The organism is Nocardia sp. CA-151230, assembly GCF_050942175.1.
Classification (GTDB): Bacteria; Actinomycetota; Actinomycetes; order Mycobacteriales; family Mycobacteriaceae; genus Nocardia.
Genome location: NZ_CP192061.1, coordinates 6381516 through 6395415, shown reverse-complemented (window position 1 = coordinate 6395415; position 13900 = coordinate 6381516). Strand labels below are relative to the sequence as shown.

Below are 13900 nucleotides of genomic sequence, written 5' to 3'. Positions count from 1 at the left end.
CTCGTTGTGAGGACAGCCTTGCCGCTGCCCGTCGTAGTATGCAGGACTTCGCCCGCGTCCGTGTCGAACGGAGGCGATACTCCGGCATCCAACCAGCACCACCTGCGTGACGCCAAAGCTTTAGATCATCCAGCCGCGCAGGCGATTACCCTGCAACCCAGTATTTCCCCCGTGGCGGCGAGCGTTAACAGCGTCGCTGAGCCGGCGGCAAGCCGAGCGGCCACTTATTGGTACGCAGTTTGATCGCTGGATATTAGCCAATTGATTCGGTGAAACTTCAGCTGATCGTTGAAGTTTCACCGCGATCAGTGCTGTGCGGTCTCGTGGATCAACTCGGCGAGTTCCTCCGGTTTCGACCACATCGGCCAGTGCCCGGTCGGCAGGTCCACGTACTCCGCGTCGATGTTCCGCAGCTCCCGGAACAGCGGCAGCTCGCCGGCGTCGCGGAGCTGCTGGACCAGCTCGGAGGGGAAGCTGCAGCAGATCACGGTGGTCGGAACCTTCAGTCGCGCAGCCGAATCGCCGAGCGTCAGCGGGCGGCCCGCCACGCCGGCCGGGACCGGCACCGCCCGCTCCCGGAAGCGGGCCAGCATCGCCTCGTCCAATCCGGCCAGGCTGTTCCCCATGGCCTCCACCTCGGCCCAGGTGTCCGGCAGCGGAAACTCCGCCGCGTCCCCCAGGGCCGGGTTGAGGACGAACCCGGCCGGCATGGGTGCGCTGTCGGCGTACACGACGCGCGAAAACAGCTCCGGCGCTAGATCTGTCGCCATGTACGCGACCGCGCCGGCGCCCGAATGGGCTACCAGCACGTCGCCCTCGCGGCCGGCCGCGACGATCGCGCGCGCCTGTGTCTGCAGGGTTGCCGACAACCGCTCCGGATCCGCCGGATCCAGACCCGGCAGGGTCAGCGCCTCGACCTCGTCCCCGAGTGACCGCAACTGCCCGGCCACTTCCTCCCACGCCCATGCGCCCAGCCAGAAGCCGGGAACCAGCAGTATCCGTGCCATGTCCTGAGGATTGCACAGCCCACCGACAGTCGAAACCCCATGTCTCCCGGGGGCTCTTGACCCGAGCGACGAGGGAGGCGCATTATGAACGTACGTTCATGAATAAGCGTTCATATAGGAGTCGATCATGACAGAGATCGTCAATACCGCTCAGTCCGATGCCTGGAACGGCTACGAGGGCGAACACTGGGCCGGCAACCACGACCGCTACGACGCGGTGAACCACGGCTTCAACGAGCCCCTGCTGACGGCCGCCCGTATCTCCACCGGCGACCGCGTCCTCGACATTGGCTGCGGCAACGGCCAATTGACCCGCGCTGCCGCCCGCCGCACCGGCACCGGATCCGCCACCGGCATCGACCTCTCCGGTCCGATGCTCACCCGGGCACGCACCCTCGCCGCCGCCGAGGCCGTCCCCAACGTCACCTTCGAACGAGGCGACGCCCAGGTATTCCCGTTCCCCGGCAACGCTTTCGACGCCGCCCTGAGCCGCTTCGGCATCATGTTCTTCGCCGACCCGCCGGCAGCCTTCACCAACATCGGTCGCGCCCTGCGCCCCGGCGGCCGCCTCGCCTTCGTCACCATGCCGCCCATGCCCGGCACCGATCTCGGCACCGTGTTCGGCGCGGCCGCACAGCATCTCGCCGACTTCGAGATCACCCACACCCATGGCCCGCTCGCCGACCCCGACGCCATCCGGGACCTGTTGACCGCAGCTGGTTTCCGCGACATCGACGTCGAATATCATGAGGCCGAAGGTCTCTGGGGTCGCGACCTGGACGACGCCACGGACTTCATCATCGACTGGGGCCCGCTGCGCTACCACCGCTCGCTGTCCGGTTTCACCACCGATACCGCGGTCCGCACAGCCATCTCGACCGCCCTGGCCCCCTTCGTCACCCCCGGCGGCGTCCGCCTCCGCAATGCGGCCTACCTGGTCACCGCGACGCGCCCGCTACCGTAACCACCCATGTCCCCGAGAAAGGCAGCGGCGCTGCGCGGCACCGACGACGACCGCAATCTCCGCGACCACCTCGTCGCCACCGCCCAGCGCCTGCTCGCCGACCAGGGCGCACCCGGCCTCACCGTCCGAGCCATCGCCCGCGCCGCGGGCGTCGCCGACGGCGTCCTCTACAACCACTTCCCCGACAAGGACGCCCTCCTGGCCGCGGCCCTCGGCGCCCACGTCGCCGCCGCCCATGCCGACCTGGGGCCCCTGCCCACTCCCGGCACCGCGACCGTCCAGGAGAACCTGGCGCTGTACCTACACGCCGGCCTTGCCCTGCACCGCGCAGTCCTACCGGTCTTCGCCGGCCTGCTGGCCAGCCCATCCGTGCTGACCCGCTATGCCGAATCCGAAGCCCACAGCGATGATTGGCGCGAACTACTGGCCCGCTACCTCCGCGCCGAACGCGACCTGTCCCGCCTCGCCTCGGACGCCGACACCGCCGCCGCAACCGCCATCCTCGTCGGCATCTGCCACGACGCAGTCCTCACCGCAATGCTCCCCGGCACCCCGCACGCCGAAGTAGACGTGGACGCCGTAGTCGCGACCCTCCTCGCCGGAATCGCACCCCACCCCTGAGGCGCCCGGCTGCCGCTACAGTCTCGGCCCGACTCGGCCGATGCGGTCTTATCGCACTGAAGGCTTTGGCGTCACAGCCGATTCGGGGAACCCGGCCCGGCATCGCGCGGCTCCACCAATATGGCGACTGCGATTTCCACCGCTGGGGTGGTCGACCCAGGTTCGCGGCCTCCGGTCGCAGGCTACCGAGCGGGGCGGGGTGGATCGGCCGCGGAATCGGCCGAGCGGTTCGTTCAGTACACCGGGCCGGTGTACTTCTCGCCCGGGCCGGCGCCGGGGGCGTCGGGGTAGGCGGAGGATTCGCGGAAGGCGCGCTGGAGGGATTGGAGGCCCTCGCGGAGGGGTCCGGCGTGCGGGCCGAGATATTCGACGGAGGCGGTGATCAGGCCGGCGAGGGCGGTGATGACGCGGCGGGCCTCGTCGAGGTCGAGGTGCGGGCTGGTGGCAGGATCGGCTTCGCCGAGGCCGAGCTTCTCGGCGGCGGAGCTCATCAGCATGACGGCGGCGCGGCTGATGACCTCGACGGCAGGGATGTCGGCCAGTTCGCGGACGACCTCGCCGTCGATGAGAGCCGATTCGTCGCTCGTGATTGCCTCGCTCATGCAGTAGAGCATCCCATCGCGCGGGTCGGCCCTGGTCGCGGGGGCCGCCGATTCGGAGCTCACGGCTATGAGTGTTAGACTCTTCCGCGACGACCGTCCCGGACTGGTTCCTGCAACCGACTCGGGGCATCAAGTGGAGCCCGACTCCCACCGTCGATCGGCCTTTCGGTCAGATCAGACGGTCCGGTCGCCCATCATTTGCCTGATGGGTTCTGCACGTGGTTTTGTCCTGCGTGTAGTGCGATGCGAGCTGTTTGCGTCGCGGATCGGTCGACTCGGGCCCCGTGGTGGTGAAATACCAGCACGGGGCTTTCGTGTTGGAATTGGGGTTGCAGTTATTGCTTGCGGTCGTTGACGAACCGCTTGACCTAGGAGGCCCCATCAGCACTGAGACCCGCATCAACGATCGCATCCGCGTTCCCGAGGTCCGACTCATCGGACCGGGTGGCGAGCAGGTTGGGATCGTGCGTGTTGAAGATGCACTACGCGTCGCTCAGGAAGCCGACCTCGACCTGGTCGAGGTCGCGCCGGATGCACGCCCGCCGGTGTGCAAGATCATGGACTACGGCAAGTTCAAGTACGAGACCGCGCAGAAGGCGCGTGAGTCCCGGAAGAACCAGGTCCAGACCGTGATCAAGGAGCAGAAGCTCCGGCCGAAGATCGATGACCACGACTACGCCACCAAGCGCGGCCATGTGATGCGCTTCCTCGAGGCGGGGTCGAAGGTCAAGGTCACCATCATGTTCCGTGGTCGCGAGCAGTCGCGTCCGGAACTCGGCTTCCGGCTCTTGCAGCGACTGGCCGCCGACGTCGCCGACCTCGGTTTCGTCGAAACTTCGGCCAAGCAGGACGGCCGGAACATGACCATGGTCCTCGCGCCCCACAAGGGTGCGAAGACGCGGGTGAAGGCCCAGCAGTCTGCGGCCCAGGGCGGTACCGTCCCGGCCGAGACCCCGGCTCCGGCCCCGGCCGAGACCGCAGCCCCGGCTGCCGAACCGGCTACCCCGCAGCAGTAATAACGAGAAGCTCCGGTGGCGCGCTGACGCGCGCCTCCGGCACGACAGATTGAGGAATCCATGCCGAAGATGAAGAGCCACAGCGGCGCCTCGAAGCGATTCAAGGTGTCGGGCAGCGGCAAGCTGCTGCGTCAGCAGGCGAACCGTCGCCACCTGCTCGAGCACAAGCCGTCCACCCGGACTCGTCGTCTGGACGGCGTGGAGGTCGTCGCGAAGGCGGACGTCGCTCGCGTCAAGAAGCTGCTCGCCAAGTAATTCGGCTGAGCCAGCCGCTCGCGATCCGTTCGCGGAACGCATACCGACCAACCTCGGGCGCACTCACCGGGTTCACGCGAAAGACCCAGCGCCCCCTATTCGATCAAGGACTGACAAGTGGCACGCGTCAAAAGGGCCGTCAACGCTCAGAAGAAGCGCCGTTCCGTTCTCGAGGCCTCCAAGGGCTACCGTGGCCAGCGGTCGCGTCTGTACCGCAAGGCCAAGGAACAGCAGCTGCACTCGCTCACCTACGCCTACCGGGACCGCCGGGCGCGCAAGGGTGACTTCCGTCAGCTGTGGATCACTCGTATCAACGCCGCCGCGCGTCTGAACGACATGACCTACAACCGCTTCATGCAGGGCCTGAAGGCCGCCGGCATCGAGGTCGACCGCAAGATCCTGGCCGAGCTCGCGGTGTCCGACGCCGAGGCGTTCGCCCAGCTGGTGGCCGCCGCCAAGGCCGCGCTGCCCGCCGACGTCAACGCCCCGGCCGCCTGATTCGGCCTGCGTGACGACGCAACACTCGAAACGACCCGCGGACGTGCTCTCCGAGCACAACCCGCGGGTCGTTTCTGCGGTCAAGCTCCATCGCGCGCCGGTGCGCCGCAAGACCGGCCTGTTCCTGGCCGAGGGCGCGAATTCGGTGGAGGCCGCGCTCGATACCGGGCGGATCGAGGAGCTGTTCTACTCCTCCAAGGCCGCCGAACGCGAGCACGAGCTGGTGGCCGGCGCCGCGGCGCAACGGGTGCGGACCACGCTGGTCAGTGACCGTGCCGCGGAGATGCTGGGGGAGACCGTGACGCCGCCCGGCCTGATCGCGGTCTGCCGCCAGGTGGATGTGCCGCTGTCGGAGATCCTCGACGCGTCCCCGCGCATGCTGGCCGTCCCGGTCGAGATCGCCGACCCCGGCAATGCCGGAACCCTGATTCGGGTGGCCGACGCGGTCGGCGCGGATGGCGTTGTGCTGGCCGGTGATTCGGTAGATCCGCACAACGGCAAATGCGTGCGCGCCTGTGCCGGAAGCCTTTTCCACGTCCCCGTGGCCCGCTCCCGCGATATCGATGCCACCCTCGACGCCCTCGAGCACGCCGGGATCGCCGTGCTGGCGACCACCGCCAAAGGCGAGGTCGACCTGGACGATACCGACGAGATCCTGGGCGGCCCGGTCGCCTGGCTGTTCGGCAACGAGGCGCACGGTCTGGACAAGGCCATCGCCGCCCGCGCCACCCACCGGGTCCGCATTCCCATCCATGGCCGCGCCGAGAGCCTGAATCTCGCTGCCGCGGCAGCGATTTGCCTCTACGCGAGCGCTCGGGTCCAGCACGCCAAGTGACGCCGGCCGAGTCTGCCGATGCGGCGCCGAAACCCGGCGAGCCGGTCCGGATCTGATCAGATGCCGTCCTCGCTGAGGTTGGCGAGGATCTCGGTGGCCCACGGCGGGGTATCGGCGTCGTCGATATCGGTGACCTGGAGCGCAGTCAGGTCGATGAGCAGCATGCCGGTGCCGAAGAATCGGCGGACCTCGTAGGTCGTCGCGCCGGTGAGCTCCTTGGCCAGGTTGTAGAGGCGTCCGAAGTGATTGCGGATGCTCTCGCCGATGGCCGCCTCGCTCGCCGCTGCGATGCCCTGCAGGAAGACTCTGGGCAGATCGTCGTCGGTGAGGAAGTGGTCGCCGAAGTGGCTGCCGAGAGAGTCGAGGCGGTCTTTGGGGGAGGCGTCGGGTGCGGCCTGGGCGGCCCCCGAGCGGAAGAGCTCCTCGATGCGCCCGCACACCTGGTCCAGCACTGCCAGGAACAGCTGCTGCTTGGTACCGAACAGTCGGATCACATAGGGCTGCGAGACCCCCGCTCGGCGCGCGATATCGTCGGTTTTCGTTGCGGCGTAACCGGATTCAGCGAAGGCGGCGGTTGCCGCCGCGAGGACTTCCGCGCTGCGCTCGGCCGCCGTCATCCGGGTCCTGGTCATGGCTGTCGTGCCTCCTCGTCATCGGCGATTCAGTGTGCCTTGACATGTTATCAGTCGATGCATACTCTCTAGTTATCAGTCGATAACAACAAGGATTGGTCATGGCTGAAACACTCGAAACTTCAACGCTCACCGACAAGGTCGTCGATGCCGCCCGGCAGCGGCCGCTGGGCGCGATCCTGGCGGCCGTGGGCATCCCGATGTTCATGGTCACGCTGGACAATCTCGTGGTCACCAACGCGCTGCCGGTCATCCGCACCGAACTGCACGCGTCGCTCACCGACCTGCAATGGTTCGTGAACGCCTACACGCTGTCCTTCGCCTCGCTGCTGCTCACCGCCGCCGCGCTCGGCGACCGGATCGGCCGCCGGCGGATGTTCGTCATGGGCATCGCGCTGTTCACGGCGGCCTCGGCGGCGTGCGCGCTGGCCACCGAGCCGTGGATGCTCATCGCCTCGCGGGCGGTGCAGGGCTTCGGCGGGGCGGCGGTGATGCCGCTGTCGCTGACACTGCTGTCGGCGGCGGTGCCGGAGAAGATGCGCAGTGCGGCCATCGGTATCTGGGGTGGCATCTCCGGGCTCGGCGTGGCGCTCGGACCCGTGGTCGGCGGCGCGGTCGTCGACGGACTCAGCTGGCAGTGGATCTTCTGGATCAACGTTCCGATCGGCATCGTCGCCGTTCCGCTGGCCGCCCGCATCCTGAACGAATCCTTCGGCGGCGCACGGAAATTGGATCCGGTCGGCCTGCTGCTATCGGCGGGCGGCGTGCTCGCGGTGGTCTGGGGCGTGATCCACGGTGCGGACGACGGATGGACCTCGTCCAAGGTGCTGACCGGACTGATCGGCGGCGCGGCGCTGCTGGCGGCGTTCGTGCTGTGGGAGAACCGCTCGGCCGATCCCATGCTGCCGTTGCGGCTGTTCCGTTCGCGCAGCTTCACCGCGGTCAATATCGTGCTCTTCACCTTCTCCGTCGGCGTCTTCGGCTCGATCTTCCTGCTGGCCCAGTACTTCCAGGTGGTGCAGGGCTACACGCCGCTGCAGTCCGGTATCCGGACGCTGCCGTGGACCATGGCTCCGATGGTGGTGGCTCCGCTCGCCGGGCTGATCGTCGATCGGGTGGGAGTGCGGCCGCTGATCGCCATCGGTCAGGTGTTCCTGTCGGCGGCGCTGCTGTGGATGGCTCTGATCACGACCGTCGAGGTCTCCTACGGTTCCTTCGTCCTGCCCTTCGTGCTCGGCGGCATCGGTATGGGCCTGACCTTCGCGCCCACCGCCACCGCCGTCATGGCCAGCGCGGCCCCGGCCGATCAGGGCATGGCCTCCGGCACCAACAACACCATCCGTGAGGTGGGTGTCGCCATGGGTGTCGCGGTGCTGGCGTCGGTGTTCGCCTCGCACGGCTCGTATCTGAGCCCGCAGGAATACGTGGACGGCCTCATCCCGGCGGTCAAGGTGGGCGCGGCCATCGTCGCGGTCGGTGCGCTGGTCGCATTGTTGCTGCCCAGTCGGCAGGCGATCGCCGAATCATCCACCGGTGCACCGGCTGTCGCTCACTGACCGGGTTCGTCCCCACGGAGGTGCCTCATGTACGAGACCCTGCTCCTGATGCTCGTCCTGCTGCTCCCCGCGAACATCCATGTGGCAGTGGACAACATCCCCCTCGCTGGTCAGGCGGCCACACCGCTGTGGTTCCGCATCCCCGAACAACTGGTCTACATCGGCGTAGCCTTGTTCGCCGCCCTCGGATCGGCGTCGACGATCCGATCCGCCCCTCGAACGGTGCCCCTGACAACCGGTGCGCCAGAGTAACGCCGGCACGAACCGCGTTGCGCCCCTTCCGGACCGATCCGGAAGGGCCCGCAACGCATTACAGGTGCACTCGGGAGGTGGCGCCGGCTACGGAGCCGGGCTCGGAGCAGCGGCGGCCTCGAAGGCGGTGGCGATGGTGGCGACCACCTGCTCCATCGTCGGCGGCTCCTGCCCGGGGAGTTCCCGCTCGACGGAGGTCATGTCGACATCGGGCATGCCGCAGGCGACCGCGAGCTTCCAGGGGGTGAGGTCGCCGATGACATTGAGCGCGAAGCCGTGCGTGGAGACATTGCGGCCTACGCGCATACCGATGGACGTGATCTTGCGGCCGGTGTCGCGGGTCCAGACACCGGTGAGGAGCTCGGAACCCGGTGGGGTGTCACGGCGCTCGGCGGGAATCCCGAGCTCGGCCAGGGCCGTGACGAGTCGGTGTTCGACGTCGCGGATGAGGTCGACGACGCCTTCGCCCGGTTGCAGTTTGACGATGAGATAGCCCACCAGCTGGCCGGGCCCGTGATAGGTGAGCTGGCCGCCGCGGCGGGTCAGCAGGACCGGGATATCGGTCTCGGGGGCGGGGAAGTGGGCCTCGGGCGTCCGGGCCCCGGCGGTGAAGATGGGTTCGTGGCTCAGTAGCCACAGGGTGTCGGGCCGCTGGTCGGCGACGCGCTCCTCCCACATCTCCTGCATGCGGTCCATCGCCGCCGAGTACTCGATGAGGCTGTCGGTGTCGTCGATGAGGGTCAGCGGCCGGGACTTCACAGCTCCATTGGTACCACCGCTGCCCGGCGTGCCCGGGCCCGGCCGTCAATGCGATCCTGCTGTGTGTCGACGCCGCTTGTCGACGTCCAGTCGATCCGATACGAGATGGTCACCCCATGCCCGAGACCGATACCGCGGTCGTGATGTTCGCCCGCCACCCGAGCCGGCGCGTGCTCTGGGAACGGGCGACCACCGTCCCCTTCACTGTCCTGGCCGTCGCCTTCCTCGTGTCCTATGTGTGGCAGGTGCTCGACCACGGCCGTACCCCGTCGCTGGATGCCTGGCTGACCCGGGTCGATATCGCGATCTGGCTGCTGTTCTCCGCCGATTTCCTGTTCCGCCTGCGCATTTCGACCGATCGAAGGCGGTTCCTGCGCAACAACTGGCTGGACCTGTCGATCGTGCTGGTGCCGCCGCTGCGCCCGCTGCGACTGCTGCGTGCGGCCCTGCTGATCATCGACGCGGTCGACCGGCACACCCGGTTCCAGGCGCGGATGCGGCTGACGATGTTCGTCGGGGTGAGTTCGATGCTGCTCGTATTGCTGTGCAGCGTCGCCATGTTCGACGCCGAACGCGATGCCCCGGGGAGCAATATCCACAGTCTCGGTGAGGCGGCATGGTGGTCTGTGGTGTCGGTCACCACGGTCGGTTACGGGGACTTCTATCCTGTGACGGTCGAGGGCAGGTCGATCGCGGTGGTGCTGATGACCGTCGGAATCGGGTTGATCTCCTTCGTCATCGGTACCGTCACCAGCTGGGTCATCGACCGGCTGCGCACTGTGGACGAGGGCGTCGAACGGGCCGACCGCGAACTCGACGAGCTGATCGGCGAGGTGCGGTCGTTGCGCGCCGACATCGCCGAGCTGCGTGCCCAGCTGGGTACACCACGCCAGGAAGGTGTCCGCGAGCTGGGAAAATCCGGGTGAGGCGGCCTGATTACAAGGATTACGATGCGACCAGCAAGAATGGGTACGCAGTACCGATGCTGACAAAGAGTATCCGCCCGACCCGTAACGAGCCTGGGGAGTGACGAACCATCGTGGCCGATGACAACAGTGCCGAGCAGACCGCTGCGTTGAGCGAGGAGTCGCTCTCCGCCGCCGCGGAAGCTGCTGAGAAGGCGTTCGCCTCGGCCTCGACCCTGGACGAGCTGGCTGCCGCCAAGACCGAGTACATGGGTGGCAAGTCGCCGATCTCGCTGGCGCAGCGGTCGCTGGGCGCGCTGCCCAAGGAGGAGAAGGCCGACGCCGGCAAGCGCGTCAATGTGGCGCGCGGCCGGGTGTCGCAGGCGTACGAGACCCGCCAGGCCGAGCTGCTCGCCGAGCGCGACGCGGCGGTCCTGGTCGCGGAGACCATCGACGTCACCCTGCCCGCCCGGCGGCACGCCGAGGGCGCGCGGCACCCGATCTCGGTGCTGTCCGAGCGGGTCGCGGATGTGTTCGTGGGCATGGGCTGGGAGGTCGCCGAGGGTCCCGAGGTCGAGACCGAGCACTTCAACTTCGACGCCCTCAACTTCCTGCCGGACCACCCGGCCCGCACCATGCAGGACACCTTCCACATCGCGCCGGAGGGTTCGCGGCAGGTGCTGCGCACGCACACCTCGCCGGTTCAGGTGCGCTCCATGCTGTCTCGCGAGCTGCCGATCTACGTGGTCTGCCCGGGGCGGACCTTCCGCACCGACGAGCTGGACGCCACCCACACCCCGGTGTTCTCGCAGATCGAGGGTCTGGCCATCGACAAGGGCCTGACCATGGCGCACCTCAAGGGCACCCTGGACTCCTTCGCGCGGGCGCTGTTCGGTCCGAACACCACGACGCGCATGCGGCCCAGCTTCTTCCCCTTCACCGAGCCGTCCGCCGAGGTGGACGTGTGGTTCGAGGACAAGAAGGGCGGCCCCGGCTGGGTCGAATGGGGCGGCTGCGGCATGGTGAACCCGAAGGTGCTCATCGCCAGCGGCATCGATCCCGAGGTGTACAGCGGTTTCGCGTTCGGCATGGGTCTGGAGCGGACCCTGCAGTTCCGCAACGGCCTGCCGGATATGCGCGACATCGTCGAGGGCGATGTGCGCTTCACGCTGCCGTTCGGCATCCAGTCCTGACCTGACCCCGATACGAGGAAGCGAAACGTCAAGTGCGAGTAGCGCAGTCCTGGCTGACGGAAATCCTGCAGCGGACCACCCCCGGGTGGTCGGTGACGCCGGAGGAGCTCGACGCGGGGTTCGTCCGGGTCGGGCTGGAGGTCGAAGAGGTCGACCAGTTGCACCAGGTGCAGGGTGACATCGAGCACCCGCTGGTGGTCGGACGGGTCGCCGAGATCACCGAGCTGACCGAGTTCAAGAAGCCGATCCGCTTCTGCAAGGTGGACGTCGGCAATCCCGAGCTGCAGGAGATCGTCTGCGGCGCACGGAATTTCGCCGTCGGCGACCTGGTGGTCGTGGTGCTGCCGGGCGGTGTGCTGCCCGGTGGCTTCCAGATCGCGTCGCGGAAGACCTACGGCCACACCAGCAATGGCATGATCTGCTCGGTCGCCGAACTGGGGATCGGGAAGGACCACAGCGGCATCCTGGTGCTGGAGCCCGGCACCGCCGAGCCCGGCGCGGACGCCAATGAGCTGCTGGGCCTGGACGATACGGTCATCGAGCTGGCCATCACCCCCGACCGTGGTTACGCCTTCTCGGCGCGCGGTCTGGCGCGTGAACTGGCCTGCGGCTTCGACCTGGAATACGGCGATCCGGCCGTGCGGCTGCTGCCGGACGACGAGGCCGAGGCCTGGTCGGTGAAGCTCGAGCCCGAGTCGCTGTGCACGCGCTTCGCGGTGCGCCGGGTGACCGGCATCGACCCGAAGGCCGTGAGCCCGTGGTGGCTGCAGCGTCGCCTGCTGCTCTCGGGCGTGCGGCCCATCTCCCCGGCCGTCGACGTCACCAACTACGTGATGCTCGAACTCGGCCAGCCGCTGCATGCCTTCGACGCCACGAAGGTGCAGGGCGGTTTCGTGGTGCGCCGCGCGCACAAGGGCGAAACGCTGCGCACCCTCGACGAGGCCGAGCGCACCCTCGACTCCGAGGACGTGGTGATCGCCGATGACAGCGGCGTCATCTCGCTCGCGGGCATCATGGGTGGCGCGAGCACCGAGGTGTCCGGTACCTCCACCGACATCCTGCTCGAGGCCGCCACCTGGAACCCGGTGGCCGTGGCCCGCACCGCGCGCCGCCACAAGCTCGGTTCCGAGGCCAGCCGCCGGTTCGAGCGGATCGTGGACCCCGCGGTCAACGTGGCCGCCCTGGATCGCGCCGCCACGCTGCTGGCCGAGATCGCCGGTGGCACAGTCGAATCCGTGCTGACCGACGTACGCGTGCCCACCCCGGCCCGGCAGCCGATCGTCATGGACATCGACCTGGCAGACCGCACCGCGGGCGTGCACTACGCCCCCGGCGCCGCCACTCGCCGCCTGCAGCAGGTGGGCTGCGCCATCGAGGTCGGCGTCAGCGAGTCCGGGCACGGGCAGCTGGTCGTCACCCCGCCGAGCTGGCGGCCCGACCTCACCCAGCCCGCCGACCTGGTGGAGGAGGTGCTGCGCCTGGAGGGTCTGGACAAGATCCCGTCGGTGCTGCCCACCGCCCCCGCCGGCCGCGGCCTCACCGCCCAGCAGCGCCGCCGCCGCGCGGTGAGCAAGGCGCTGGCCTTCGAGGGCTGCGTCGAGGTGCCCGCGCCGGTCTTCATGCCCGGCGGCGTCTTCGACACCTGGGGCCTGGCCGCGGATGACTCGCGCCGCAAGACGCTGCGCGTGCTCAACCCGCTCGATGTCGAGCGTGCCGAGCTGTCCTCCACGCTGCTGCCCGGGCTGCTGGAGATCGCCGCCCGCAATATCTCCCGCGGGGAGCGGGACCTCGCCATCTACGGCATCGGCCAGGTCACCCTGCCGACCGAGCAGACCGTGCCGGTGGGTCCGCTGCCCGTCGACCGCCGTCCCACCGAGGACGAGATCGGCGTGCTGCTGCAGTCGCTGCCGGAGCAGCCGATCCACATCGGTGCCGTGCTCACCGGTCGCCGCGAGCCGCGGGGCTCGTGGGGTGCGGGTCGTGCGGTCGAGGCGGGCGACGCCTTCGCCCTGGTGGACGCCATCGCCGACGCTTCGGGCCTGGTGATCGAACGTCGTGCCGCGCAATACCTTCCGTGGCACCCGGGCCGGTGCGCCGAGCTCGTCGTCGACGGAGTGGTCGTCGGCCACGCCGGTGAACTGCACCCCGCGGTCCTGGAGCGCTCGGGCCTGCCCCCGCGCACCTGCGCCGTGGAGCTCGACCTCGACGCACTGCCACTGCGCGAAATTCGGCCCACCCCCGTGGTTTCCGCGTTCCCCGCGGTGCTGCAGGACGTGTCGATCAGCGTCGACAAGACCGTGTCCGCCGCCGCAGTGGAGGACGCCCTCCGCACCGGCGCGGGCGAACTCCTCGAGAACATCTCGCTCTTCGATGTCTACGAGGGCGCCCAGGCCGGTGAGGGCCGCAAGTCCCTGACCTACGCCCTGCGCTTCCGCGCCATCGATCGCACCCTGACCGAGGACGAGGCCAGCGCTGCCCGCGACGCAGCCGTCGCCGCCGCATCCTCCGCGGTAGGAGCGGTCATCCGCGCCTGACCCGAACCGGCCAACACAACGGAGGCTCCGAACCCGGGGCCTCCGTTGTCATTTCCCTGGTTCGTTCAGCTCGGTCTCGTCGTTCGCTGGGGTGTCGGTAACCTCGATCAACAGGGGCAGGCGGTAGAGCGCGGTGGGTCGGGGTTGCCGAGGGCTCGTGCGGTGGCTCGATCGAACCAGACGCTCCCGCCGATCCCGGCCCGGTTCGAATTCGTTGTCCGAATCGAAGGTGGCGAATAACTCGAATCGGGATATGGGGTGAGGTCTCTCG

At 68.4% G+C, this 13900-nt stretch carries 15 protein-coding genes; 11 read left to right on the top strand and 4 right to left on the bottom strand.

Annotated elements, in window-relative coordinates:
- Positions 1 to 305: 305 nt before the first annotated feature.
- The gene (locus tag ACQP1O_RS30165) at positions 306 to 1007 is read right to left on the bottom strand and encodes an alpha/beta fold hydrolase (protein ID WP_433561808.1); all 702 of its coding nucleotides are present in this window, start codon (positions 1005 to 1007) and stop codon (positions 306 to 308) included.
- Positions 1008 to 1134: 127 nt separating this feature from the next.
- Between ACQP1O_RS30165 and ACQP1O_RS30160 the strand changes: the two genes are divergently transcribed.
- Together ACQP1O_RS30160 and ACQP1O_RS30155 are read left to right on the top strand one after the other, a co-directional pair.
- Positions 1135 to 1971: a class I SAM-dependent methyltransferase gene (locus ACQP1O_RS30160; RefSeq protein ID WP_433561807.1), complete on the top strand. Its 837-nt coding sequence runs from the start codon at positions 1135 to 1137 to the stop codon at positions 1969 to 1971.
- Positions 1972 to 1977: 6 nt separating this feature from the next.
- Positions 1978 to 2592, top strand: coding sequence for a TetR/AcrR family transcriptional regulator (locus tag ACQP1O_RS30155; protein WP_433561806.1), 615 nt, complete (start codon positions 1978 to 1980; stop codon positions 2590 to 2592).
- Between the two features lie 233 nt (positions 2593 to 2825).
- Here the strand turns inward: ACQP1O_RS30155 and ACQP1O_RS30150 are convergent, their stop codons facing one another.
- A complete protein-coding gene (locus ACQP1O_RS30150; RefSeq protein ID WP_364619634.1) occupies positions 2826 to 3194 on the bottom strand; it encodes a DUF1844 domain-containing protein in 369 nt (122 codons plus the stop codon).
- A 329-nt stretch (positions 3195 to 3523) separates the two neighbouring features.
- On the opposite strand from ACQP1O_RS30150, the gene infC reads away from it, so the two are divergent.
- From infC to ACQP1O_RS30130, 4 genes are all read left to right on the top strand, one after another.
- On the top strand, positions 3524 to 4210 hold the full coding sequence (gene infC, locus ACQP1O_RS30145; protein WP_354846243.1) for a translation initiation factor IF-3: 687 nt from the start codon (positions 3524 to 3526) through the stop codon (positions 4208 to 4210).
- 60 nt (positions 4211 to 4270) lie between these two features.
- The gene (rpmI, locus tag ACQP1O_RS30140; protein WP_040856904.1) at positions 4271 to 4465 is read left to right on the top strand and encodes a 50S ribosomal protein L35; all 195 of its coding nucleotides are present in this window, start codon (positions 4271 to 4273) and stop codon (positions 4463 to 4465) included.
- A 117-nt stretch (positions 4466 to 4582) separates the two neighbouring features.
- The gene (gene rplT, locus ACQP1O_RS30135; RefSeq protein WP_040807291.1) at positions 4583 to 4963 is read left to right on the top strand and encodes a 50S ribosomal protein L20; all 381 of its coding nucleotides are present in this window, start codon (positions 4583 to 4585) and stop codon (positions 4961 to 4963) included.
- Positions 4964 to 4973: 10 nt separating this feature from the next.
- On the top strand, positions 4974 to 5798 hold the full coding sequence (locus ACQP1O_RS30130) for a TrmH family RNA methyltransferase (protein WP_433561805.1): 825 nt from the start codon (positions 4974 to 4976) through the stop codon (positions 5796 to 5798).
- A 56-nt stretch (positions 5799 to 5854) separates the two neighbouring features.
- Here the strand turns inward: ACQP1O_RS30130 and ACQP1O_RS30125 are convergent, their stop codons facing one another.
- Entirely contained in the window at positions 5855 to 6430 is a 576-nt protein-coding gene (locus ACQP1O_RS30125; RefSeq protein WP_433561804.1) for a TetR/AcrR family transcriptional regulator, read from the bottom strand.
- Positions 6431 to 6531: 101 nt separating this feature from the next.
- Here ACQP1O_RS30125 and ACQP1O_RS30120 point away from each other — a divergent pair, with 101 nt between their 5' ends.
- Together ACQP1O_RS30120 and ACQP1O_RS30115 are read left to right on the top strand one after the other, a co-directional pair.
- Complete coding sequence (locus ACQP1O_RS30120) at positions 6532 to 7986, top strand: MFS transporter (RefSeq protein WP_433561803.1); 1455 nt, start codon at positions 6532 to 6534, stop codon at positions 7984 to 7986.
- A 27-nt stretch (positions 7987 to 8013) separates the two neighbouring features.
- The gene (locus tag ACQP1O_RS30115; protein WP_433561802.1) at positions 8014 to 8238 is read left to right on the top strand and encodes a hypothetical protein; all 225 of its coding nucleotides are present in this window, start codon (positions 8014 to 8016) and stop codon (positions 8236 to 8238) included.
- An 87-nt stretch (positions 8239 to 8325) separates the two neighbouring features.
- Here the strand turns inward: ACQP1O_RS30115 and lipB are convergent, their stop codons facing one another.
- On the bottom strand, positions 8326 to 8997 hold the full coding sequence (gene lipB / locus ACQP1O_RS30110) for a lipoyl(octanoyl) transferase LipB (protein WP_433561801.1): 672 nt from the start codon (positions 8995 to 8997) through the stop codon (positions 8326 to 8328).
- A 116-nt stretch (positions 8998 to 9113) separates the two neighbouring features.
- On the opposite strand from lipB, the gene ACQP1O_RS30105 reads away from it, so the two are divergent.
- The 3 genes from ACQP1O_RS30105 to pheT all read left to right on the top strand — a co-directional run bounded on the left by ACQP1O_RS30105 (position 9114) and on the right by pheT (position 13629).
- Complete coding sequence (locus ACQP1O_RS30105; RefSeq protein ID WP_433561800.1) at positions 9114 to 9923, top strand: ion channel; 810 nt, start codon at positions 9114 to 9116, stop codon at positions 9921 to 9923.
- Between the two features lie 113 nt (positions 9924 to 10036).
- Positions 10037 to 11095: a phenylalanine--tRNA ligase subunit alpha gene (gene pheS / locus ACQP1O_RS30100; RefSeq protein ID WP_433561799.1), complete on the top strand. Its 1059-nt coding sequence runs from the start codon at positions 10037 to 10039 to the stop codon at positions 11093 to 11095.
- Between the two features lie 32 nt (positions 11096 to 11127).
- On the top strand, positions 11128 to 13629 hold the full coding sequence (gene pheT, locus ACQP1O_RS30095; RefSeq protein WP_433561798.1) for a phenylalanine--tRNA ligase subunit beta: 2502 nt from the start codon (positions 11128 to 11130) through the stop codon (positions 13627 to 13629).
- Positions 13630 to 13900 lie beyond the last annotated feature (271 nt).